We start from the raw sequence: 21,330 nt of genomic DNA on the forward strand, positions 1-21,330 counted from the left end.
TCAGCGCTCCTCGAACCGGAAGCGGACGAGGCCGATTCCGAAGAAGGCGAGCGAGAAGGCCACGAGCACGCCGACGCTCGGCAGGATCTCAAGGCTGTCGGCTCCCTTCATGATGATGCTCTGATATGCCTGCATCGCCCAGCCTTGCGGGGTCGCGAGGGCGATGCTCTGCATGAAGCCCGGCATCAACGACAACGGCACGTAGCAGCCGGCAACGGTTGCCAGGGTGAACACGAGCAGTGTTGCGAGGCCCGTGGCCTGCGCCTGCGTTTTGCTCAGCGAGGTGATCATGAGGCCGAAGCCGTTGGCGGCGGCGACCGCGGCGCACGTCACAAGGAACAGCGCGGCGGGGCTTCCGAGCGTCATCCCAAAAGCCAGACGTCCGACGGCGAAGATCACCACGACCTGTACGAAACCGATGAGGATGGTCGGCAGGAGCTTGCCAGCGAGGATCGAGGACCGGCTCACAGGGCTGGTGAGCAGGCGCCGGAGCGTGCCGCGTTCGCGCTCCATGAAGAGGTATTGCGCGATCGTCGAAGCGATAAAGAACAGGAACGCGACAGTGAAGCCAGGGATGTACTGTTCCGCGGCTGTGGGCTGCGCCGATGAGTCCCGATTGCCTGCTCGGCTCGTCGTGAGGCTCACACCCTGCTCGTTCGCGACCGATTCCGCCAAAGCTTCGGCCTGCGGATTCCCGGATGACTTGACCGCCTGCCCCAAGCGCGCCGCTTGGGAGGCCGCGTGGGAGGCATGGAGGGCTGCCGAGATCTGGCCATAGAGGAGCTGCGCGTTCGTCAGCTGGGACGGGTCCTCGTAGAAGTCGATGCCCTTGCCATCCCTGGACACCAGGACAGCTCCGATCGACTTGCCCTGGTCTACAGCTGCCTTGGCGTCGTCAGCATTGGTCGCGCGCCACGTAATGCCCGGGATCGACGTAATGGTCTGGGCGACGGCCTCGGCCTGGGTGCCAGACGCCGCGACCGGAATCGTGACGGGCGAGTCGGACTTGCCACCGCCGAAGACGCCGCCGAGGGCGATCGTCAGCACGATGCTGAACATGAGGGGCAGGACGAACAGGTTGATATACGTTCCGCGGTCTTTGGAGAGGATCAGGAGGTCTTTCCAGAAGACGTGAAGGGTTTTCACGGGCGGTGCCTTTCTGTGGTCAAGCCGTGTCAGGCGTCGCGGAGCTGATTCCCTGTCAGCTCGATGAAGACCGTCTCGAGCGATGGCGGAAGGATCTGGCAGGACTCGGGGTTCGGAGCGATGTCCGCCAGGATCCTCGTGACTAGGGCCACTGCGTCTTGGAGGGCGCGCGACGAGATCTGCAGGACGCCGTCACCCGTGATGCGGTGGGTGACCTCCGGGTGCTGCTCAAGAAGTGCAACGGCCGACCGCAGCTCTTCGGGGCGGAGCGTGAGGCGGACGAGGGACGTGCCGTGCCGTGCGAGGATGTCGTCGAGCGGGCCTTCTTCGATGATCCGGCCGTGGTCGACGATGGCCACGGTGCGACAGAGTGCCTCGACCTCTTCCATATAGTGAGTGACATAGACGATCGTCATGCCGCCTCTGTTGAGTTCGCGGAGCGTGTCGAAGATGTAGTTTCGCGATTGCGGGTCGATGCCCACCGTCGGCTCGTCGAGGATGAGGATCTGGGGCCGATGCAACAGGGCTGCCGCGATGTTGAGTCGGCGCTTCTGGCCGCCACTGAACTTGCCGACGGCGGGACGGGCGGCGCGGTCATCGAGGCCGACGCGGCGCAGGGCGTCGTCGATGCGACTCTTGAGCTCCCGGCCGCGCAGTCCGTACATCGCACCGAAGAATTGCAGGTTGTCCCGCGCGCTGAGCTCCGGGTAGACCGCGAGGTCCTGAGGGACGATCCCGAGGACCCCCTTGACCCGGTTCGGTTCCTTGGATGTGTCGATGGTGAGGACGCGGGCCTGGCCGGAGTCGTTCTTGACGAGGCCCGCGATGATCGAGATGAGCGTTGTCTTGCCGGCACCGTTGGGCCCGAGCAAGCCCACGAAGTCACCGCGGCGCACGGTCCACGAGATGCCGTCGACCGCCAGGGTCGTGCCGAAGCTCTTGACGATGCTGTTCAGCTCAAGCGCAGCATCTGTCCCTGACGCAGCGGAGCCTGCGGGCGCTTGCTGAAAAGTGGTCATGAGGTTCCCTCTCGCCCGGAGTGCACGATTTCGCTTCACAGTACCGGCGGAGGCCGATATGGAAACACCGCACAAACTGCAGGTTATTGTCCGGCATTTCTGCTGGGTGGCCACCCCCAGCGCGTCCTGTAGAGTCCCAGACGCAAGGACTTATCTCAATTGCAGTCAGCAAGGGCAAAACGCCTGCACGCACCCATGGGAAAGGCACAATTCGGCATGGAAATGATCCCGGAAATCACTCTGGACGGCCTCAGAGAACTCATGATCTCTCGGCTCAGTCTCGATATGGAGCCCGAGGACATTGTCCCGGACATGTCTCTCCTACAGGATCTCGGCCTCGACTCTGTGGACCTCCTCGAAGTCGCTATCGGGATTGAGCGGACGTACAAGATCAAGATCACCCAGAACGACACAGCGGCATTCGCGACTCTGCAGTCCCTTTACGACTTCTGCCGCGAGCAGGGTCTCGCCACGGTCAAATGAGACGCCGTCCTGCCGTAGCTCTCGGCCCGCCCCGCACGGCGCTGGTCGTGGGCGGCACCGGAGGGATCGGCACCGCCGTCGTCCGACACCTCGCACCTGTGTGCGAACGGATTCTGTTCACCTATGGCCATCAGGAGGAAGCTGCTCGTGGGCTCGAGCACGAGCTCGCTGGCAAAGGGGTGGCAGCCACGGCCGTCCGTTCCGATCTGGGCGATGCTCCAGCCTGGGAACAGACGCTCTGTTCTCTCACCAAGGCTGAGCCGATTGACCTCCTCGTGAACGCGGCCGGAACGAGCGACGACGCCCTGTGCATCGACGTCGGCATTGACACATTCACGCACCAGTACCAGGTGAACGTCACCGCACCTTGGCTCGCCATGGTCGTGGTGGGACGGGACATGGCGTATTACCGGCGTGGACGCATCATCAACGTCGCGTCGATCGCGGCGACCGTGAATTCTCCCGGGCGCAGTGTCTACGCGAGCACGAAGGCTGCCGTCGTATCGCTCACGAAGTCCTTCGCCATCGAGCTCGGGCGCTTCGGCATCCGCGTCAATGCCGTGGCACCAGGCTTCGTCGAGACACCTATGATCAGAGGCTTCGACGAGACAACGAGGGCGAACTTCACCAGTCGGGTGCCGCTCGGCCGTTTCGCAACCGCGGACGAGGTCGCAGGCATGGTCCGGTTCCTGGCGAGCGAGCACGCCGAGTATCTTCATGGCGCCGTCATACCGGTGGACGGAGGGACCTCGGCATGAACCCCGAGGCGTCTGTCATCGTGCCGACGTTCAACAAGCATGAGCGCCTCGCGTTCACCCTCGAGAGCTTCGCGCACCAGCAGGACTGCGATTTCGAGGTCGTCGTGTGCGACGACGGATCGAACGACCAGACTGCAGGCATCCTCGAACGCCTTCGGGACGAGATGCCGTATCCGCTGGTGACGGTATCTGGGTCGCACGGGGGTGCGGGTGCCGCGCGGAATTGCGCCGCCGCGGCGGCGCGCGGGGACGTTCTCGTTTTCAACGACGACGATATGGTCCCGGCGCCGGGGTACCTGTCACGCCATGTCGAGGCCTGCTCGGCGGACGACGTGCTCTCCCGCGGCGAGCGCTGGGCGGTGCCGATCGAAGTCGTGCCGCTCTTTCTCGGGCACGCGGTCGACGCGATGCAGTACATCGAAGTCTGGCGCCGCGCGCGAATGACTGTCGCCGAGAAGTGGGCGCTCGACGCTCTCACGATGCGCCCGGCACACCATTACCGATTCCTTCAGACGTGCACGAGCAATCTCGCAGTCCGTCGCGCATCATTCGATCGGATCGGCGGATTCGACGAGTCCTTCGGTACCCGGTGGGGCGCCGAGGACACCGAGTTCGGCTACCGCGCGCAGCTTGCGGGCGTTGGCATCCGGCTCACACAGTCGGCGAAGAATCTGCACCTCGAGCATTCAACGGATTCTGGCGCGAAATTCAGCCAAGGACTCGACAATTTCCGTCGGCTTGGCGAAATTCATCACGACAGCAAGGGAATTTCCACGCTCGTGCGGTATGTCGAACTTGCGGTCGAGAGGGGGCACGCGGCGGAACTTTTCGACGAGCAGGCATTCGTTGACTGGGATTCACCTGAAATCATCCTTCACGGCTAGAAGACCTCAAAGGAGCACATCATGTTTGACAGCGAGAACTTTGGAGAGGCCCTGCGAGACCTGCGGGACGGCCGGATCATCCTGATCGTGGACGACGCCGACCGCGAGAACGAGGGCGACCTCGTCGCGGCCGCAGAACTGGTGACGGGCGAGCAGATCAACTTCATGGCACGCGAAGCCCGCGGACTGATTTGCGTCGCCGTTGAACAGTCGATCGCCGAGGCGAAGGATCTTCCGCAGATGGTCGGGCGCAACGAGGACTACCTGGGGACGGCCTTCACTGTGTCCGTCGACGCCGCGCCCGAGTTCGTTGTCACAACCGGGATCTCCGCGTTCGACCGAGCCGAGACCATCCGGGTCCTGCTCGACAATGGCCTCGGGCCCGAGTCGCTCCGCCGGCCCGGGCACATGTTCCCGCTCGTCGCCCATCCGGCTGGTGTGCTTGGTCGGCGCGGTCACACTGAGGCATCCACCGACCTCTGCACCCTTGCCGGGCTGCGTCGGGCGTCCGTCATCGTCGAGGTGCTCGGGCCCGACGGGCGGATGGCGCGCGATACCGCCCTCAAGGAGTTCGCCCGTGTCCACGGCCTGACGACGGTCACCGTCGAAGACGTGGTCCAAGCCCGCCGCGCGCACGTCGCCTGGGACCTCGAAACGGCCGCGTCCAAGTGAGGTTCCTCCAGAGGATCGTGCTTTCCATCATCAAAGCGTGGGTGGACCGGCGCATCATCGGCGTGCTTGGCGAGGAGCCCCCCGCCCCACCGTTCATCGTCACCGCAAACCACACGAGCTACTTCGACCACGTCGTCCTCGCGTGGTGGCTCCTGTGCAGAGGGCTCCCCTACCCGAAATTCCTTTCCAAGTCCGAGCTCTTCAATTCGCCTCTATCCGCGTGGTTCAACCGCCGAGGGGGAGGCATCCCCGTGAAGCGAGGGGGAGCCGACACCGACGCGTTCGACGCTGCGCGAGCCGTCCTCGAAGCCGACGGCGTACTTGTCATGTACGCGGAAGGCACTCGGAGCCGCGACGGTTGGATGCGCGCCCCGAGGCGTGGCGTCGCCTCACTCGCCGCGGAGACACGTGTCCCCGTAGTTCCGGTGGGGCTCTTCGGCGTCAATGGAGTTCTGCCCGTCGGCTCTCGCTGGCCGCGTCGGCGGCGACGCATCGCCATGCACGTCGCCGCTCCTGTGCCGCCGCCAGAGTCAGGCCGCGCCGCCGGCCAGGAGTTTATCCTTCGAGCCTTCGGCCGTATCGCGGGGTGCACGGGACAGTGGCCTGCCTTCATCGCGCCCGAATTCATGCCGACTCCGGAAGCCCCGCGCCGCCCGTCGAGGGCTGCCGCGGCACACATCCTCGTCGAGCGGGCGTTCTGCTCCCCGGGAGAAGAGGCACGGCGAAGTTTCCGTCGCGTGCTCGCGATCACCAGTGGCGTGCGCTGCGACTACGCACGACTCGAGCGAGGCCGGGCGGCCGGACAGATGGTCCAGTACACGCGAAATCCCATCGCTCAGATCGCGTGGGCGCTGCGGAGCAAACGCCTCATCTGGCGCTCCGTTCGCCGCCTACCCGGGCTCTCCCTCGCGTGGCATGTATGGGCCTCGCTCATGGAGAGCCTCCCAGTTTGGATCGGCGGCGATACTGAGGCCGCCCGCATGGGTCATCGCGTCGCGGTGTCGATCGAACAGAGCCATCGCAATGTCTTTCACACGGCGCGCAGTTTCCGCGATGTCGGCAGGACCGACGAGGCCGCACGATGGCTCGAGCTGTTCCTCCGGCTCGACCCGACCAACGCCAACCGAATGAGGCTCCAGCAGGGGCGGAGGCTGTGGGACGAGCTTCGCGGGGGAGACACCCCCGTCGAGACCGAGCCGTGAGTCTCGCCGCGAAGGCGTGGCCGGACTTTCCGGGACACGTCGTGGTGCGTCGTCGGGACGTTCCCGAGGGCGACCGAAGGCTGCACCGTGCCTCAGAACACGCCCACGGGAGAGCCGCAGCGCGGGAGGCACTCTTCCTCCTTGGTGGGCCTTGCTTGGCGGTCGCCCCTCTGCCCAGAGACGCTGACGGATGTCCCGTATGGCCCTCCGCGGTGGTTGGGAGCATCGCCCACTCGGCGCCGTGGGCCGCCGCCGCAGTCGCGTGGAAGCGGCACGGCGTGCTGGGTGTAGGCATCGACGCAGAGGCCGTCCATCCTCGGCGGGCCGTCCTCGCCGAGCGGGTCGTCATGCCGGAAGACGCCGCTGCCGCAGACCCTAAGTCTTCGCCGGCTCTTGTGGCTACCGTGTTCTTTGCCCTTCGTGAGGCCGCCTACAAATGCGTCTTCCCATCTCTGCGCGCCCCGATGGACTGGTCAGACGTCCGGTTCGAGACCGATTGGCACCGGGGAACGTGTGCCGTGGTGATCGCGCCGATGCGCGGGGCGAGTCTCTTCGCCCGATTCTGCTGCGACGGCAACACGGTGCGAGCCCTCTGTTGGCAAATCCAGGAGCAGCATGCCTAGTCCGCCTCAACGCCGATCCCGAACCCAGGCGATGGAGGACATTCTCCGGGTGGGGGCGAGCGCACCTCAAGATGAACGGACCCGAGGCATTGAGTTTGCGTGCCATCGCCTGCGATCTCGGAGTCGTCTCATCTGCGGTGTACCGCTATGTCCCGAACGCGGTTGTCCGGCTACCCCGCACCAGCGGGACCGAGAATCACCCCAGGCGCGCGTATTGTGGCCAGACTCCTGGACATCCTCGAGGCTGCGCGGGTGGCTGGGCATCGCACAGATACGAAGAGCCATCTCCCCGGCAAGGCCGTCGCCATCGAGATCTTCGTCTGGACGGCGATTCTCGGCGCCGTCTCGTCCGAGGTCTTTGGGCGCGGTGTGGGAGCGACATCGGCAGGACCCAAACAGCTGTTCCTCGGCCACCTCGAGATGCTCGCAGACCTCCTGGGACTCTAGTTCAGCATCCCGCCGTCAGAGAGAGACGGCCGCGAGGGGCGGCCCGCGACGCGCGGAGGGCCGGGCACTCAGCCCGGCCCTCCGCCGTCGTCCGCCGGTCCACCTCGGGGAGGCGAGCCGCGCAGCTCACATGTTGTATTCGATCGCTCCACCTTGATGCAGACAGATGATGTTGCCGTCCGGATCCGCGAACCACGAGGCGCGCTCGTCGCCCATGGTGTAGATGTGATGCTCATCGGTCTTCATATCGGGCAGATCGTAGTCCTCGAAGCGCACACCGTGTGATTCGAGATCCGTCATCGCCGTGTCGAGGTCGTCAACCTCGAACGTGATGGCGGTGTGGCCGGAGTGGACCGAATTCGGATCCACCAGAAGGCCGAGCGATGCGGATCCGTCCAGACCGAAGATCATCATTCCGGTCGGGTCTTTCCCGCGGACAGGGAGCCCCAGCGCTCCCTCGTAGAAGTCCTTGGCGCGGGCCTCGTCGGCCACCGTCAGGATCGTTGTTGCCGGTCGTGTCGCCAGATTCATGGAACACCTCCACGAGGGGGAACTGACGCCACCCATTTTAGGCGGGCCACTCCTTCGCGACGAGAGTCAGAACGTCGTAGGTTGCGACAATCTCGTCGTTCTGGTTCTCGATCACGGCATCCCAGCACACTTCGCCGTATTCGTCCGTGACGCGAGGCGTGATCTGCTTGGCGGTGAGCGTCACGCGGATCGAATCGCCGGCGGGAACCGGGGTGAGGAAGCGCAGGTTCTCGAGCCCGTAGTTGGCCAATACGGGTCCAGGCTCGGGCGAGACGAAGAGGCCCGCGGCCCAGCTCACGAGCAGGTACCCGTGTGCGACGATGCCGGGGAAGAACGGGTTCGCGGCCGCCGCCTCCTCGTTCGTGTGGGCATAGAATCGGTCACCGGTCTCGTTCGCGAAGGCCGTGATGTCCTCGAGGGCCACCTGGCGCAGCTCGGAACGGACGGCGTCTCCGACACGGAGCTCGGCAAGCGACTTGCGGAACGGATGCGCCGAAGGATCTGCCGGGTCGGCCAGGTGCCGGTCGGCGCCCTTGTGCCACACGCCCGTCACCGCCGTGAGCATGTTGGGCGAGCCCTGGATCGCGGTGCGCTGCATGTGATGCTTGACCGAGCGGATCCCGCCGAGTTCCTCGCCGCCGCCCGCACGGCCCGGGCCGCCATGGACGAGATGCGGCACGGGAGAGCCATGCCCCGTCGAGGTGCGGGCGTCCTCGCGGTTGAGCACGAGCACCCGGCCGTGGTGGGACGCGATGCCGAGCGTGAGGGCCTGGGCCGTGGCCGGATCGTTCGTGCACACGGTCGCCACGAGCGAGCCCGCGCCCAGGGCGGCAAGCTCGATCGCCTCCTCGATGGAGGAGTACCCGACAACCGAGGAGACGGGGCCGAAGGCCTCGGTGCCATGCAGAGCAGCGGCGCGGACGTCGTCCCACGCGAGCACGACAGGGGACATGAACGCGCCGTCCGAAACGACCGCCTTCGCGCCGCCGGCCGTCACGACCTCCGGCGCGTCGAGCGAACCCCACGCGATCCGGCCGCCGGCCGCGACGAGGGACTCGACGGCGTCGCGCACGTCGGCGAGCTGGCCCACCGACGCGAGCGCGCCCATCGTCACCCCTTCGGCACGGGGATCCCCGATGACCACCTTCTCGGCGACGCGCGCGCCGATGGCGGCAACGACGTCGTCCACGATCCCGGCGGGAACAATGGTGCGCCGGATCGCCGTGCACTTCTGCCCCGCCTTGACGGTCATCTCGGTGACCACGGAGCGAACGAACGCGTCGAACTCGGGCGTCCCGGGCACTCCGTCCGGCCCGAGGATCGCGGCGTTGAGCGAGTCCGTCTCGGACGTGAAGCGCACGCCGCCGTGGACCACGTTGGGGTGGGACTTGAGGAGGTTCGCCGTCGAGGCAGACCCGGTGAACGACACCATGTCGCGGTAGTCGAGCTCGTCGAGCAGCGTGCGCGCGGAGCCCGAGATGAGCTGGAGCGAGCCGGCCGGGAGGATGCCAGAGTCGATCATGAGCCGCACGACGGCCTCGGTCACGTAGCCCGTGGGCGTGGCCGGCTTCACGATCGTCGGGACACCCGCGACGAACGCGGGAGCAAGCTTTTCAAGCATGCCCCACACGGGGAAGTTGAAGGCGTTGATCTGCACGGCGACGCCGGGGATGCGCGAGTAGATATGCTCGCCCACGAACGAACCGTCGCGGGAGAGGACCTCCATGGGCCCCTCCACGATCACGTGGCTGTTCGGCAGCTCGCGGCGGCCCTTCGAGCCGAACGTGAAGAGGACGCCGATGCCGCCGTCGACGTCGACCATCGAGTCGAGCTTTGTCGCGCCGGTCTTGTAGGAGAGCTCGTAGAGCTCGTTGCGGTGCCCGTTGAGGAACTGCGCGAGCTCCTTGAGCTTGAGGGCGCGCTCATGGATGGTCAGCGCGCCGAGGCCCGCCTGCCCCACGCTGCGGCCATGACGGACGACGGCGCCGAGGTCGAGCCCCTCGGTGCTCACCGCGGCCAGGAGCTCGCCGGTGCTCGCGTCGCGCACTTCGGCGAGCGCGCCGGCGGCGCCTGCGGCCTCCGATGAGGGCGTCCACCAGCCGTCGAGGACGTAGCTGGGCACGATCGTGGTCTGAGCGGATTCTGCGGCGGCAGTGGTCATCGTCGACGGTTCCTTCCGATGCGGGGCTCGGGCCGAGGGGCCTTCAGAGGAAATTACTGACCGGCCGTTCGGTAACGTGTCTAGGATACACAACGCTCATCGCGGAGCCTAGTCTGGCAACCCCGGCGGGCCTACCCTGAGCCGCATGACTCGCATAGCCCACAAAGCAACGCGCTTCACCCGCGCCGTGCTCTCCCTACTCGCGGCACTCGGTCTCATGGCCGGAACGGCCGCGCTCCCCGCGTCCGCGGCGCCGTCGACTCGATACGTCGCGCTCGGCGACTCCATCGCCGCGGGCACGGGAGGCGGTGCCTTCCTCAACGCATGCCTCCAAACGGCGTCCTCGTACCCGGCCCTCCTCGGCGCGAGCGCCAACGAAGCCTGCTTCGGGGCCACCACCGCGGACGTCGTCGCGACACAGGTTCCGGGCCTTCCTCCGACGGTCCGCAGCGTGACGATCACGGTCGGGGCGAACGACGTCGGCGACGTGCAAGTTGCGGTCGCCTGCACTACCGACCCCACGTCGCTCGCCTGCCAGCAGGCCCTCTACGACGCCGTATTCGTCCTCCTGCCCCAGCTGCCCGCGAAGGTCACCGCAACGATCGCAGCCGTGCGCTCCCGGGCACCGGGCGCCCAGATCACCCTCACGGGTTATCCGCTGCTGTTCACCGTCTCGGGGCTGCCCGCCTCCGAACAGCCGATCGCGGCGGAGATCAACACGGCGACCGCCCTCCTCAACTCGACGATCGGCGGGACCGCTCTTGTCAACAGCGTGCATTTCGCCGACGTGACGTCCAAGTTCCTCGGCCACGGACTCGGCTCATCCGATCCGTGGATCAATCCCTTCACACCCGGCGACCCCGGATCCTTCCATCCGACCGCTACGGGCTACGGGGAAGGCTATGTGCCCGTAGTAGCGCCGCTCCTGCACTAATTCCGTTCAGGGCCCCCGCCCAGCTTCGCGCGAACCCGCTCAAGCTCATCGCGCGTGAGGCCGTGCTCGAGGAGGTACTCCTCGGCGTCGATGCCCGCGCCGAACTCGGCGAGCGCGGCCTGCCGCTCGGCGATGACGGGCTCGAGCTCGTCCGCCTCCTGGTAGCGCTCGTAGGGATGCTTGTACGGGCTGATCCGGTGCCATTCGTTGATGCTCCGGACGCTCGCCTCGTACTGGTCCGCCGCGGCCTGCCGCGCCGCGGCAGGGTCCGCTAGCTGGAGCAGCAGCGTGACGATGATCCCCGTGCGGTCCCGACCCGCCGAACAATGGACGACGACCCCGGCCGGCGCCTGAGCGATGGCCCGAAAGACGGCGGCAATCCGCTCGGGGAACAGCCGGACGACCCCCGCGTAGCCGCTCGGATGGCTCAGATACGGAGGCGTCTGGCGGGCGAAGAGCTCGGCGTGCTCTGGGTGCTCCGGGTCCTCGGTCGGGGCATTGACGACGTCGATGCCCGCCATGGCCTCGGGGGCCACGTCCGGATCCGTCGGGCGGCGGCGCCGCTCGCCCGGGTTCCTCAGGTCGATGACGGTGCGGACGCCGTCGTCGTGCATCTGACGCCAGCCGCGCGCGGTGAGCCACTCGCTGCGGCCCATGCGGTAGATGGAACCGAGCACGCGGCGCGCGTTGACGGCACCCTCCCACGCGACGGCGTCATCGGGGCGCGGTGCGGCGTCACTCATGCGCCGAGCTTACCGGCCGGCGGGCGGCGGCCGACCGTCGAAGGAGCCGCCCAGCCGCCCAGCCGGTCACGGCCGCCATGCCCAGCGCCATGACGGCGGCGGCGAGCGCCCCGATGGCGAGGACGAGAGCGAAGGGCTGGCCTTCCTGCCATAGGGGCGTGGCGACGGCGAAGAACGCCCCCAGCCCGACGCACGACGCCGCGGCCGTCGAAGGGATCCACATCCAGGCCCCCGGCAGCACACGACGGAGCGCGAGCCATTGGCCCGTGCCGATGCTCGCGAGGAGCAGCGCGGCGACGGCGATACCCGCCGCCGCCGCGAGGGCGGGCGGCCACCGAGTCCACACGGGTTCGGCCACCACGGGAAGCATGCCGAGCAGCCAGGCCACAGCCGCGGCGGCTGCGGTGAGCGCCGCGAATCGGCGGCGTTTCAGTCGGGGTGCCTCGCGGCTGAGGCGCCACCCCTGCACGGAACCGAGGATGGCTCCCTCCCCCGCGCCCGCGACGGCGAGGAGCGCCGCCGCGAGCAGGTCGGGGAGCCCGAGGGCGAGACTCAGCGCCTCGGCCGCTAGCGGGACGAGGAAGCCCGCGAACTCGCCGAGGGCAACCCATGCGAGCCACGGGAGGTAGAACCGTGCGGCGGACGGGCGAGACATGGCCACGGGTTGGGCGAGAGGTGGCCACGCGTCATGACCAGTCGTAGAAGCCCTTGCCCGTCTTGCGGCCGAGCTCTCCCGCGGCCACCTTGTCGCGCAGGATCTGCGGCGGGGCGAAGCGCTCCCCCAGCGTCTTGTGGAGGTATTCCGCGATGCCGAGGCGCACGTCGAGGCCCACGATGTCGGTCGTCCGGAGCGGCCCGACGGGGTGCTTGTAGCCGAGCACCATGGCGTTGTCGATGTCTTCGGCGGTCGCGACCCCCTCCTCCAGCATGCGCATCGCCTCGAGCGCGATCGCGACCCCGAGCCGCGACGACGCGAAGCCCGGCGCGTCCGCGACGACGACGGCGGTCTTCCCGAGCGCGTGCACCCACTCGCGGGCGGCGGCGAGCACCTCGGGCGAGGTCCGCTCGGCGACGACCACCTCGATGAGCGTCGACGCCGGAACCGGGTTGAAGAAGTGCAGGCCGAGGAAGTTCTCGGGCCGGGCGAGCGATTCGGCGAGGTCGCCCACCGAAAGGGACGAGGTGTTCGTCGCGAGGTAGGCGTGCGGGGAGAGCTCGCGTTCGACGTCGGCGAGGGCCGTGGCCTTGAGCGTTGGGTCCTCTGGGACCGCCTCGACCACGAGGTCGCAGAACGCGAAGTCGGCGTAGTCGGTCGAGGTCGCGAAGCGGCTGAGGATGGCTTCGAGGCCCGCGGTCACGGCTCCGCGCTCGATCGAGGCCTCGACCGAGGATTCGACGCGCCCCCGCGCTCCCTGGGCGGCCTCGGTGTCGCGTTCGACGACGACGACCTTCGCCCCGCGCGTGAGGAAGGCGTGCGCGATGCCCGCGCCCATGCGCCCGCCGCCGAGGACGCCGACGGTCGCGGGCAGCCCTTCCGCGAGGGGGATGCCCGGCGCGGGCTTCTCGCCGAGGGCTTCGTTGAGAGCCTCTTCGATGTTCATGGCGTCACTTCTTCCTGTCGAGAAACTGCTGCATGCGGTCGAACTTGGCCTGGGACTCGAAGAGGATGCCCTGGGCCAAGGTGTCGATGACGGGATGAGCCTCCCGCGGGGTGTGGAATACGGCCTTCGAAATCCGTACGGCGAGCGGGTCTTGGCTGGCGATGCGGTCCGCAAGCGCGTCCGCGGCGCCCAGCAGCTCGTCCGGTGCGACGAGCTGTGTGACGAGGCCGGCGTCGAGGCATTCTTGTCCCGTGAGCACACGCCCCGCGAGGAGGATCTCCTTCGCGAGCGGCTCCCCCACGAGCTCGCGCAGCCGCCACGTCGCCCCGGCCGCAGCCATGATGCCGAGCCCGGTCTCGGGGTTGCCCAGCCGCAGCGCGGGCGTGCCGATGCGGAAGTCCGCCGCGTAGGCGAGCTCGGCTCCGCCGCCGAGCGCGTAGCCGTCCAACGCCGCGATGACGGGCATGGGCAGCCTCGCGATGCGGTCGAAGACCGTCGAGTTGATGCCCGCGAGGGCGTCGTCGCGACGGCGATCGCGCAGCTGCGCGATGTCCGCACCGGAGGCGAAGATCCCCTTCGCCCCCGACGCAGCGTCCGCGGGCGTGCCCGAGAGGATGAGGATCTTGGGGTTCGCCTCGAGATGCGTGCACACCGCGTGGAGCTCCGCGACCATCGCGGCGTCGATCGCATTGCGCACCTCGGGGCGGTGCAGCGTCGCGTGCAGGCGGTCGCCTCCCTCGGCGACCCGCAGCGTCGTGAAGCCAGCCGCGTCGAGGCGCGCCACGCCGTCGTTCGCGCCGTCAGCGGACGACGACGGCCCGGTGCCGTCCGCCGTCGTCTCCTGGTCTTCCGCCGTGCGAGGAGTGCTCCCCTCCGCCATCACATCCCCTCCACGATGAGCGCCGTGCCCTGGCCGACGCCGACGCACATCGTCGCAAGGCCGAGTTTCCGGCCCGAGCCCGCGAGCTCTCGCTCCATCCGGCCCAAGAGCGTCACGACGAGGCGCGAGCCGGAGGAGCCGAGCGGGTGGCCGAGCGCAATCGCGCCGCCGTCGGCGTTGACAATGTCCTCCTCGAGCTTGAGCTCCCGCATCACGGCAAGGGACTGGGACGCGAACGCCTCGTTGAGCTCGACGGCGCCGATGTCGCCGACCGAGAGGCCCGTGCGCTCGAGCACCTTCCGCGTCGCCGGAACCGGGCCCATCCCCATGATCTCGGGGGCAACGCCGGCTGAGGCGCCGTCGAGAATCCTCGCGCGAGGCGCGAGCCCGAAGCGCTCGACCGCGGCCTCCGAGGCCACGACGATCGCCGAGGCGCCGTCGTTGAGGCTCGACGCGTTGCCTGCCGTCACCACGGTGCCGCCCTTCACGACGGGCCGCAGCCCCGCGAGGACCTCCATGGTCGTGCCGGGGCGCGGTCCTTCGTCCGTGTCGACGACGGTCCGGGCACCCTTGCGCCCGGTGACGCTCACGGGCACGATCTCGCCCGCGAACCTTCCCGCCTCGATCGCGGCGAGCGCCCGCTCATGCGAGCGGACGGCGAACGCGTCGCAGTCCTCGCGCGAGGTCTCGAACACGCGCGCGACCTCCTCCGCCGTCTCCGGCATCGAGAACGTCGCCTTGCCGTCGCGGGAGAGCTCGCCCGAGAGGAAGGCCGGGTTCGTGAACCGCCAGCCGATCGAGGTGTCGAACACGGCCCCGGGCTTGGCGAACGCCGTCGTCGGCTTCTCCATGACCCACGGCGCGCGGCTCATCGACTCGACGCCGCCCGCGACGACGAGGTCCGCGGCCCCGGCCTTGACCATGTGGCTCGCCATGATGATCGCCGAGAGCCCCGAGGCGCACAGGCGGTTGACCGTGATGCCCGGCACGCTGTCCGGGTACCCCGCGAGGAGCCACGCCATCCGCGCGACGTTCCGGTTCTCCTCGCCCGCTCCGTTCGCGTTGCCGAGGATCACCTCGTCCACGGCCGCGGGGTCGATGCCGGCACGTTCGACGGCGGCGCTCACCGTGAGTGCCGCGAGGTCGTCGGGGCGGACGGAGGAGAGGGCACCGCCGTAGCGGCCTACCGGAGTCCGCGCGCCGCCGATCAGAAAGGCCTCAGCCATGAGCACATCCTTATGCGTAGGTTCCCGGCCAAATTACCGACCGTTCGTTCTATAAAGATTACCTGCGGCGGGCTGGGGGTCAACCCATGACGACGAACGGCAGTCGGCTGCGCTGCCCTCAGAGGGCGCGGAAGCTCACCTCCGCGAGGCTGACGACATAGGTCTGCCCGCTCCAATCGTGGGCCGGGAAGAAGCCCAGCGAGTCGGGGGCTGAGTCGGCGATCAGGACGCCCATCGTCGAGGTCTGCACGGCGGCTCCCTCGGAGACGGATCGCTGCAGCGCCTGACGCCGCAGGTGGCGGGAATGTGCAAGCGTGCGAGACATCATCTCAATCACCCATTTGTCATCGCCAGCCCCAGCAGCTGACATCGACAACTGTCCCGCCGGCCCTTCAAGGCCACTCGCGTGCTGCGGACAAGAAAAGTTCAAGATCCGTTCAAGGCGGGCGCACAGCGGCTCGGCCGACGCGATGCGCCAGCGCACCGCGCCTGGCCGCGAGGACATCCGGAACGCAACCGGTCGCCCGGTCGTTCCATCGGCAAATGAGCACTCTCGACTCCATGCCCAGGCCCCGCGGCCCCCGCCCGGGCAATCCCGCGCCGGGTCGCCGCTTCGGGCGCTTCACGGGCACCGATCTCCTCGCCGTCGTCCTCTATGTCGCGCTGCCGCTCGCCGTCGTGCTGCTGCCGCTCGATCGCGCGGGCTGGATCCGCACGAATCCGGCCGTCGCCTCGTATCTCCTCAACCTCGGCGTGTACGGGGTCGTGTTCGTTGTCGCGGCGATCTCCGCACGGGCCTATTTCGCGCGCGACGTCCGGATTCTCGCAACGCGCCCTTGGTTCACGGCCGGGATCCTGCCGCTCATGCTCATCGCAATGCTCGTCGTGACGGCGATCCTTGTGACGCTCGCGGGCGGGATCCGGATCTCGCAGAACCAGCAGGACATCGAATCGGTCGCGCAGGGTGTTCCGTGGTGGTTCACGGCGCCGCTGCTCGTCGTCGTCGGGCCCTTCGTCGAAGAGTTCGTGTTCCGGCACCTCATGATCGGCAAGCTGAGCCTCTTCCTCAACCGCTGGCTCTGCTACGCGATCTCGATTGCGCTTTTCGCATCGCTGCACATCGTGGGCCGCGACGACTTCACGATCCAGGCGCTTGCGCCCTATCTCGGGCTCGGCGCGGTCCTCGTGTTCGCCTACGCGTGGACAGGCAACAATCTCGCGTTCAGCGTCTCGCTCCACGCCCTCAAGAACCTGCTCTCGGTCGTGCTCATGTACACGCTGGACCTCTCCGCCCTGCAACCGTGATCGTCCCAACGGCGACTGTCGCACTGCCTCAATAGCCGCGACGCCGAGCTGGGAGCCATGGAAAAGAGATGCCGTCGCCCGATGACGACCTCGTGCTCCTTGAAGAAGCCGCGCGGCACCCATCCGGCCTCTTCCAGCCGGCCTCTCCACCAAGTCGGATCAAGCCCGAACGCTTGCCCTACAAGATCCGTCTCCCGGTCGAGCACCGACAACGCATCATGTACCTGCACGGTGGTCATCAGCTGATTCGACGGTCATCAGCTGATTCGACGCATCCCTCTCCGAGCCGCGATCGCCGCGAAAAAAGTTCCATTGCTTCGGCTTGCCGAGACGGCCCTTTAACGGCTCTTCGCAGTGAAGGGTGTAGTTGGGTGGGCGCGTGGTTGGCCGAACAGGGGTCGAGGTCTTCCGATGATGGTGGTTCCTACGCCGCCCGTCCGCAAGACCTCGACGTGTCCCACGGTACCTTCCTGGCTCCCGACCTTTCCACGTTCTGCCGGCTCGACGGGCTCGGCCTCGAAGCCGTCGGGCAGCGCCTCGGGCCGGACCGGGCGGTGCTGGAGTGCTGTGCCACCGAGCCTGACGAATGGTGCCATTCCTGCGGTGCGCTGGGCATCGCGCGCGGCACGGTCACGCATGTTGCTCGCCGTCCTGAAGACCTCAACCTGCTTCACCCGCGCAATGCCCGTCGCAAGGCGCCATGATGACGGGTGTCCAGCCGGAACTCCGGGGTTGAGAATGCGCCCGAAGCGATTGCCTCCTGCCGCGCTGCCTTCGGGGCGACGGGTCCTGCACCTCGTCGGCGACGGCGATGACATTGTCGCTCGACTCGGCGCCGGCGTTCGGGAAACGGTCGAGCGCTCCATGGCGCACCGCAGCCCCTTGGACCGGCCCTTCCCCCTGTCGTAGGAAGAACGGTTGTCCAAGGGGCTGCAGTGCTACACGCTCTGACCAATGGTCGGTGACAGCGTTGGAGGCTGCGCCCTGCGTCGGCCGCCACTACCGGCCAAGATCACAACCGTCCACTTTCCCTGTTTGCTAGATCGTAGGTTGTGGCCCAGGTGCGTTTCAGGTCGCCGTCGCTCGCGTGCCCGAACGTGTAGGCAGGAGAATCCACGCGCAGCGCCCGTTCTACCCGGATCAGTACGGCCTCGTGACACGGATAGACGGGGTCGTCATGGGTATCGAGCATCCACTAGCGGAACCACTCATATGCAGGGTCGCCAGCGCTGCGGATTTCGGCGACCCCCTTGAAGCGGTAGCCGCGCCTGAGGATGAAGTCGATCACATTCACCTCCAGCTGGGGGGTGCGCCGCAGGTTCGCCACCGTCGTGGGTGAGGCGATGTCCATGAAGACCAGATGATCGTCGTCGTAAGCGCGCAGAGACCCCTTCGGAGATAGGTTCGGGGAGCCATCTTCGCAGACCGTCGCCACGAACGCGAGCTTCGCGCTGGCGATGATGTCTCGCATGTCCTGAGTAATAATTCCCATAGCCTTTCCCGCCTTTACATTCGGTGACTTCCCCTCGGCTGCCATTTCCGTGCGGGGCGTCAGGTGATCAGACGGCGACACGTCCGCCATCGACGGGCAGCACGGCTCCCTGGACATAGGCGGCGTCGTCGCTCACCAGGAATGCGACCGCCGCGGCGATCTCCTCCGGCTGACCAGTGCGCCGCAGCGGAAGCGTCTGAGCGAGCTGATCGAGCCCTTCGCCCATGACTTCGGCACCTTCGGTGCGTGTCGGACCGGGACTCACCGCGTTCACCCGAACCCCTGCCGGACCAAATTCTGCCGCCCATGCCTTGGTCAGGAGCACCAGGGCTGCCTTGGTCGAGCCGTAGAGCGCCATTCCAGCCATGCCGAAGTGCGCGACCATCGTTCCGATGTTCACGATCGCGCCGTGTCCGCGCTGGACCATGGGCGGCGCCAGTTCGGCCACGAGGAAGTACGGGACCTTCACGTTCAGGCCGTAGATTGCGTCGAACTGTTCCTCGGTCGTCTTGTGCGTGGGGCCGAACGGGAACATGCCGGCGTTGTTCACGAGGATGTCGACATGTCCTCCACCGAGGGCAACCGCCTCCTTTGCGAGTTTGCGAGCGCTCGCTTCGTCATCCAGGGTCGCAGGGACGAAGTCGGCGCGCCCGCCGTTGGCGCGGATGTCGGCGACGGCCAGCGCCCCGCGATCCTGATTCCTCCCGGAGAGGATGACATGGGCACCGCGCCCAGCCAGCTCGGTTGCGACAGCCCTTCCGATGCCGCTGTTGCCGCCCGTAACGAGAGCAACCTTTCCATTGAGGCTAGATTCCATTTTTGTTTGCCTTTCTCAGGAAGCTTCCCATTTCCTGTTCGAGATGCGTTTTCGACATCGCTCCGATGATTGTCTTCTCTACTTCGCCGCCCTTGTAGAGCTTCATAGTCGGAATGGAGGTGATCCCGTAGGACCGCGTAATTGCCGGGTTCTCGTCGATATTGATCTTCACTATTTCGATCTCGTCATGTTCTTCGTGGATCTGTTCGAGGATCGGGCCGAGGACGCGGCACGGGGCGCACCATTCGGCCCAGAAATCGACCAGGACGGGCTTCTCGGACTCGAGGACGTGGGACTCGAAAGTCTCGTCGGGCACGTGCTTGATCGCACTCATGATTCGTCTCCTTGGCAGAATTTGCCGCGTCAGCGGGCGCGAGCAGTTACGAGCTCGGGGTACTCGTTCGGGGTATCGACAAGGATGTTGAAGTAGTTCGTGAGGGTGTTCAGAGCGAGATGAGCGATGACTTCCGCGATCTCGCCGTCAGTCACACCGGCGGCTCGAGCGTCATCGACAGCTGTGGGGTCGACGTTCCCACGACCGCGCGCGACGGCGTCGGACAGCTTGAGAATCGCGTCGGTGTGGGGGTTCTCCGACGCGGCATCGCGCGCCCGGGAGATCTCCGCCGGCTCCATTTTGACTACATTCTTCGCAACGAAAGTGTGGGCCGAGAGGCAATAGCTGCATTCGTTGTACTCGGCCGTGGCGAGGGCAAGACGCTCTTGGACGGCGGCCGGCAAAGAGCCGCCCTTCAATGCCTCAATAAGCCCGAGCCATGCGGTGAGGGCGGCGGGGCTGTTGGCCATGTAAGTGACCATGCTGGGGACCGCGCCGATCGTCTTCCTCACCTTGGCATAGAGGTCTGCAATATCGTCGGGGGCTTCGGTGGGGGAAATCCGACCAAGCATTGGCATAAGAGGGAACTCCTGTCTAGAAGAGACGCCGCGCAACTGCGCGTGCAGTTCGCGGGTGGAGCTTTACTGCTCCACTCATTGAGTCTCCCGCGGCCCTCTTGACTCGAACAGGCGGTTATGGATCACCTTTCAACCCTCAGGTCTCACGGCCGCGTTCTCTGTAGCGGCATCATGGGCCCTTCGCCTGAATCGGGAAGGCGTGAACCCCACACCTGCGTGGAATGCCCGGGTGAATGCGGCTTCCGAGTGGTACCCCACCCGCTGTGCCACTACGGCGACAGTCGCATCGGTGGTGTCGAGCAGTTCGGCGGCCGCGATGAGCCGAGCTTTGGTGACGAACGCGCCCACGGTCATTCCCGTGCTCTTGCCGAAGTGGCGCAGGAACGTGGCCCGGGACATGTTCGCACCTCTGCTGAGACGTTCGATCGACCATTGTTCCTCCGGGCGCTCGAGAATGGCCGCGATGGCGTTGGCAACGGTGCCCTCCGCCGCGGCCGTCCACAGGACACTGTCGGTATTCACGCTAGATGTGCGCAGGACCATGGCGAGGAGCACCGTGCACAGCGATGCCAGGATCGCGGCGGTGCCTTCGCCGTGCCTCTGGGCCTCGCCCCGGATCAGCTGGCTGAGAGATCGAAGCACCTGGTCGCTTTCAGGGGCATGGCCGAACGCTACGTGGATGACCGAAGGTAGGCTCCGTACGAGGATAGTCCCGGCGCCGATCCCGAAGGTGTACCGGCCACAGAAGAGGTCGATGACCGGCGACCCCCCGTCCGAACTCCGGGTTGTAGTGAAGGCCTTCCCGTCTTCGTCGATCGTCGTGCTCCTGCGACCAGCGCCAGATGTCGTTATGCGGTGGAGTGCTCCGTCTGGCAGCAGGACTACATCTCCCGCGCTCAGCTGAAGGTGCGTCGACCCGACGTGCAACTCGCATGTTCCCTCGAGCAGCACGTGGAAAGGGACCTCCAGGTCCCTATGACCCGCTGTCTCCATGGTGGTCGCTTGGCCGAGAAGGCAGTGCTTGTCCAGTTGCGCTTCGAGACGTGCGAGACGGAGGAGTTGGCTGATGGCGTCCATTCAGGTTTTCCCAATTGAAGATTGCGGATTACGGCAGCGGAATCATCTGCGTTGATTATGAAAGGGTCTGGGCCACTCCCCGCACGACGGTAATGTTTGATCCGGCGGTGATTTCCAGCCATTCCGCGGCGGGGACGGTCTGGACAATCACGAGCACCCTGGCGCAGACGGCATTGATCGTGTTGGGCGAGCTGGACGCTCGGCCCAAAGGCCGCAAACAGCCCCGGCGGCTGCCGGCTGCTCTGGACGGTCGAAGACGAGGATCCGGAGTGGCAGGCGACAATCCCAAATTTGGTGACTGCTGCCTGCCGCTCGCCGGCCCGCGGGCCGCACCGAGAATCTAGCCGTACGTCCTCAGCATTGTCCGCGTACCCAAGGGCCAAGCCGCCGATGCCACGCCCCAGCTCTCACCATGAG

At 66.8% G+C, this 21,330-nt stretch carries 25 protein-coding genes and 1 pseudogene; 11 read left to right on the plus strand and 15 right to left on the minus strand.

The window, feature by feature from the left end:
- The gene (locus tag SPF06_RS03095) at positions 1–1,146 is read right to left on the minus strand and encodes an ABC transporter permease (protein ID WP_323277448.1); all 1,146 of its coding nucleotides are present in this window, start codon (positions 1,144–1,146) and stop codon (positions 1–3) included.
- Between the two features lie 29 nt (positions 1,147–1,175).
- Positions 1,176–2,165, minus strand: a complete 990-nt coding sequence (locus tag SPF06_RS03100; protein ID WP_323277449.1) for an ABC transporter ATP-binding protein — start codon at positions 2,163–2,165, stop codon at positions 1,176–1,178.
- Positions 2,166–2,381: 216 nt separating this feature from the next.
- Here SPF06_RS03100 and SPF06_RS03105 point away from each other — a divergent pair, with 216 nt between their 5' ends.
- The 7 genes from SPF06_RS03105 (at position 2,382) to SPF06_RS03130 (ending at position 7,234) form a co-directional block, all read left to right on the plus strand.
- On the plus strand, positions 2,382–2,648 hold the full coding sequence (locus tag SPF06_RS03105) for an acyl carrier protein (protein WP_323277450.1): 267 nt from the start codon (positions 2,382–2,384) through the stop codon (positions 2,646–2,648).
- On the plus strand, positions 2,645–3,406 hold the full coding sequence (locus SPF06_RS03110; protein WP_323277451.1) for an SDR family NAD(P)-dependent oxidoreductase: 762 nt from the start codon (positions 2,645–2,647) through the stop codon (positions 3,404–3,406). Before SPF06_RS03105 ends, SPF06_RS03110 begins: the two co-directional genes overlap by 4 nt.
- Entirely contained in the window at positions 3,403–4,290 is an 888-nt protein-coding gene (locus tag SPF06_RS03115) for a glycosyltransferase family 2 protein (protein ID WP_323277452.1), read from the plus strand. The genes SPF06_RS03110 and SPF06_RS03115 overlap by 4 nt, the downstream gene beginning before the upstream one ends.
- 21 nt (positions 4,291–4,311) lie before the next feature.
- Positions 4,312–4,962: a 3,4-dihydroxy-2-butanone-4-phosphate synthase gene (gene ribB, locus SPF06_RS03120; RefSeq protein ID WP_323277453.1), complete on the plus strand. Its 651-nt coding sequence runs from the start codon at positions 4,312–4,314 to the stop codon at positions 4,960–4,962.
- 17 nt (positions 4,963–4,979) lie between these two features.
- Complete coding sequence (locus SPF06_RS03125; protein ID WP_323277454.1) at positions 4,980–6,164, plus strand: lysophospholipid acyltransferase family protein; 1,185 nt, start codon at positions 4,980–4,982, stop codon at positions 6,162–6,164.
- 44 nt (positions 6,165–6,208) lie between these two features.
- Positions 6,209–6,787 (plus strand): 4'-phosphopantetheinyl transferase superfamily protein, encoded by a 579-nt coding sequence (locus tag SPF06_RS22065; protein ID WP_428985702.1) that lies wholly within the window; start codon positions 6,209–6,211, stop codon positions 6,785–6,787.
- 147 nt (positions 6,788–6,934) lie between these two features.
- Entirely contained in the window at positions 6,935–7,234 is a 300-nt protein-coding gene (locus tag SPF06_RS03130) for a TetR-like C-terminal domain-containing protein (protein ID WP_323277455.1), read from the plus strand.
- A 126-nt stretch (positions 7,235–7,360) separates the two neighbouring features.
- Here SPF06_RS03130 and SPF06_RS03135 read toward each other — a convergent pair whose 3' ends face one another.
- Positions 7,361–7,765: a VOC family protein gene (locus SPF06_RS03135; RefSeq protein WP_323277456.1), complete on the minus strand. Its 405-nt coding sequence runs from the start codon at positions 7,763–7,765 to the stop codon at positions 7,361–7,363.
- A gap of 37 nt (positions 7,766–7,802) precedes the next feature.
- Entirely contained in the window at positions 7,803–9,926 is a 2,124-nt protein-coding gene (paaZ, locus tag SPF06_RS03140; RefSeq protein ID WP_323277457.1) for a phenylacetic acid degradation bifunctional protein PaaZ, read from the minus strand.
- Between the two features lie 145 nt (positions 9,927–10,071).
- Here paaZ and SPF06_RS03145 point away from each other — a divergent pair, with 145 nt between their 5' ends.
- Positions 10,072–10,860: an SGNH/GDSL hydrolase family protein gene (locus SPF06_RS03145; RefSeq protein ID WP_323277458.1), complete on the plus strand. Its 789-nt coding sequence runs from the start codon at positions 10,072–10,074 to the stop codon at positions 10,858–10,860.
- Here the strand turns inward: SPF06_RS03145 and SPF06_RS03150 are convergent.
- From SPF06_RS03150 to SPF06_RS03175, 6 genes are all read right to left on the minus strand, one after another.
- Complete coding sequence (locus SPF06_RS03150) at positions 10,857–11,603, minus strand: tyrosine-protein phosphatase (RefSeq protein WP_323277459.1); 747 nt, start codon at positions 11,601–11,603, stop codon at positions 10,857–10,859. The genes SPF06_RS03145 and SPF06_RS03150 overlap by 4 nt on opposite strands.
- The gene (locus SPF06_RS03155; protein WP_323277460.1) at positions 11,596–12,258 is read right to left on the minus strand and encodes a hypothetical protein; all 663 of its coding nucleotides are present in this window, start codon (positions 12,256–12,258) and stop codon (positions 11,596–11,598) included. The genes SPF06_RS03150 and SPF06_RS03155 overlap by 8 nt, the downstream gene beginning before the upstream one ends.
- 31 nt (positions 12,259–12,289) lie before the next feature.
- Positions 12,290–13,204 carry a 3-hydroxyacyl-CoA dehydrogenase family protein gene (locus tag SPF06_RS03160; protein ID WP_323277461.1) on the minus strand — a complete coding sequence of 305 codons (915 nt, stop codon included), beginning with the start codon at positions 13,202–13,204 and terminating at the stop codon, positions 12,290–12,292.
- Between the two features lie 4 nt (positions 13,205–13,208).
- On the minus strand, positions 13,209–14,084 hold the full coding sequence (locus SPF06_RS03165) for an enoyl-CoA hydratase/isomerase family protein (protein WP_323277462.1): 876 nt from the start codon (positions 14,082–14,084) through the stop codon (positions 13,209–13,211).
- A complete protein-coding gene (locus SPF06_RS03170; RefSeq protein WP_323277463.1) occupies positions 14,084–15,310 on the minus strand; it encodes an acetyl-CoA C-acyltransferase in 1,227 nt (408 codons plus the stop codon). The genes SPF06_RS03165 and SPF06_RS03170 overlap by 1 nt, the downstream gene beginning before the upstream one ends.
- 118 nt (positions 15,311–15,428) lie before the next feature.
- Entirely contained in the window at positions 15,429–15,638 is a 210-nt protein-coding gene (locus tag SPF06_RS03175) for a hypothetical protein (RefSeq protein WP_323277464.1), read from the minus strand.
- 215 nt (positions 15,639–15,853) lie between these two features.
- On the opposite strand from SPF06_RS03175, the gene SPF06_RS03180 reads away from it, so the two are divergent.
- Together SPF06_RS03180 and SPF06_RS03185 are read left to right on the plus strand one after the other, a co-directional pair.
- Positions 15,854–16,615 (plus strand): CPBP family intramembrane glutamic endopeptidase, encoded by a 762-nt coding sequence (locus tag SPF06_RS03180; RefSeq protein WP_323277465.1) that lies wholly within the window; start codon positions 15,854–15,856, stop codon positions 16,613–16,615.
- A 452-nt stretch (positions 16,616–17,067) separates the two neighbouring features.
- Positions 17,068–17,247, plus strand: a pseudogene (locus SPF06_RS03185) (ISL3 family transposase); the annotation flags it as partial.
- A gap of 563 nt (positions 17,248–17,810) precedes the next feature.
- On the opposite strand, the gene SPF06_RS03190 reads toward SPF06_RS03185, so the two are convergent.
- From SPF06_RS03190 to SPF06_RS03210, 5 genes are all read right to left on the minus strand, one after another.
- Positions 17,811–18,086 carry a pyridoxamine 5'-phosphate oxidase family protein gene (locus SPF06_RS03190; RefSeq protein WP_323277466.1) on the minus strand — a complete coding sequence of 92 codons (276 nt, stop codon included), beginning with the start codon at positions 18,084–18,086 and terminating at the stop codon, positions 17,811–17,813.
- An 88-nt stretch (positions 18,087–18,174) separates the two neighbouring features.
- On the minus strand, positions 18,175–18,924 hold the full coding sequence (locus tag SPF06_RS03195) for an SDR family NAD(P)-dependent oxidoreductase (protein ID WP_323277467.1): 750 nt from the start codon (positions 18,922–18,924) through the stop codon (positions 18,175–18,177).
- Positions 18,914–19,258, minus strand: a complete 345-nt coding sequence (gene trxA / locus SPF06_RS03200) for a thioredoxin (protein ID WP_323277468.1) — start codon at positions 19,256–19,258, stop codon at positions 18,914–18,916. The genes SPF06_RS03195 and trxA overlap by 11 nt, the downstream gene beginning before the upstream one ends.
- Positions 19,259–19,287: 29 nt before the next feature.
- Positions 19,288–19,836: a carboxymuconolactone decarboxylase family protein gene (locus SPF06_RS03205; RefSeq protein ID WP_323277469.1), complete on the minus strand. Its 549-nt coding sequence runs from the start codon at positions 19,834–19,836 to the stop codon at positions 19,288–19,290.
- Between the two features lie 129 nt (positions 19,837–19,965).
- Complete coding sequence (locus tag SPF06_RS03210; protein WP_323277470.1) at positions 19,966–20,913, minus strand: AraC family transcriptional regulator; 948 nt, start codon at positions 20,911–20,913, stop codon at positions 19,966–19,968.
- 14 nt (positions 20,914–20,927) lie between these two features.
- On the opposite strand from SPF06_RS03210, the gene SPF06_RS03215 reads away from it, so the two are divergent.
- On the plus strand, positions 20,928–21,257 hold the full coding sequence (locus SPF06_RS03215; protein WP_323277471.1) for a hypothetical protein: 330 nt from the start codon (positions 20,928–20,930) through the stop codon (positions 21,255–21,257).
- Positions 21,258–21,330 lie beyond the last annotated feature (73 nt).

Source organism: Sinomonas terricola (assembly GCF_034931225.1).
Classification (GTDB): Bacteria; Actinomycetota; Actinomycetes; order Actinomycetales; family Micrococcaceae; genus Sinomonas; species Sinomonas terricola.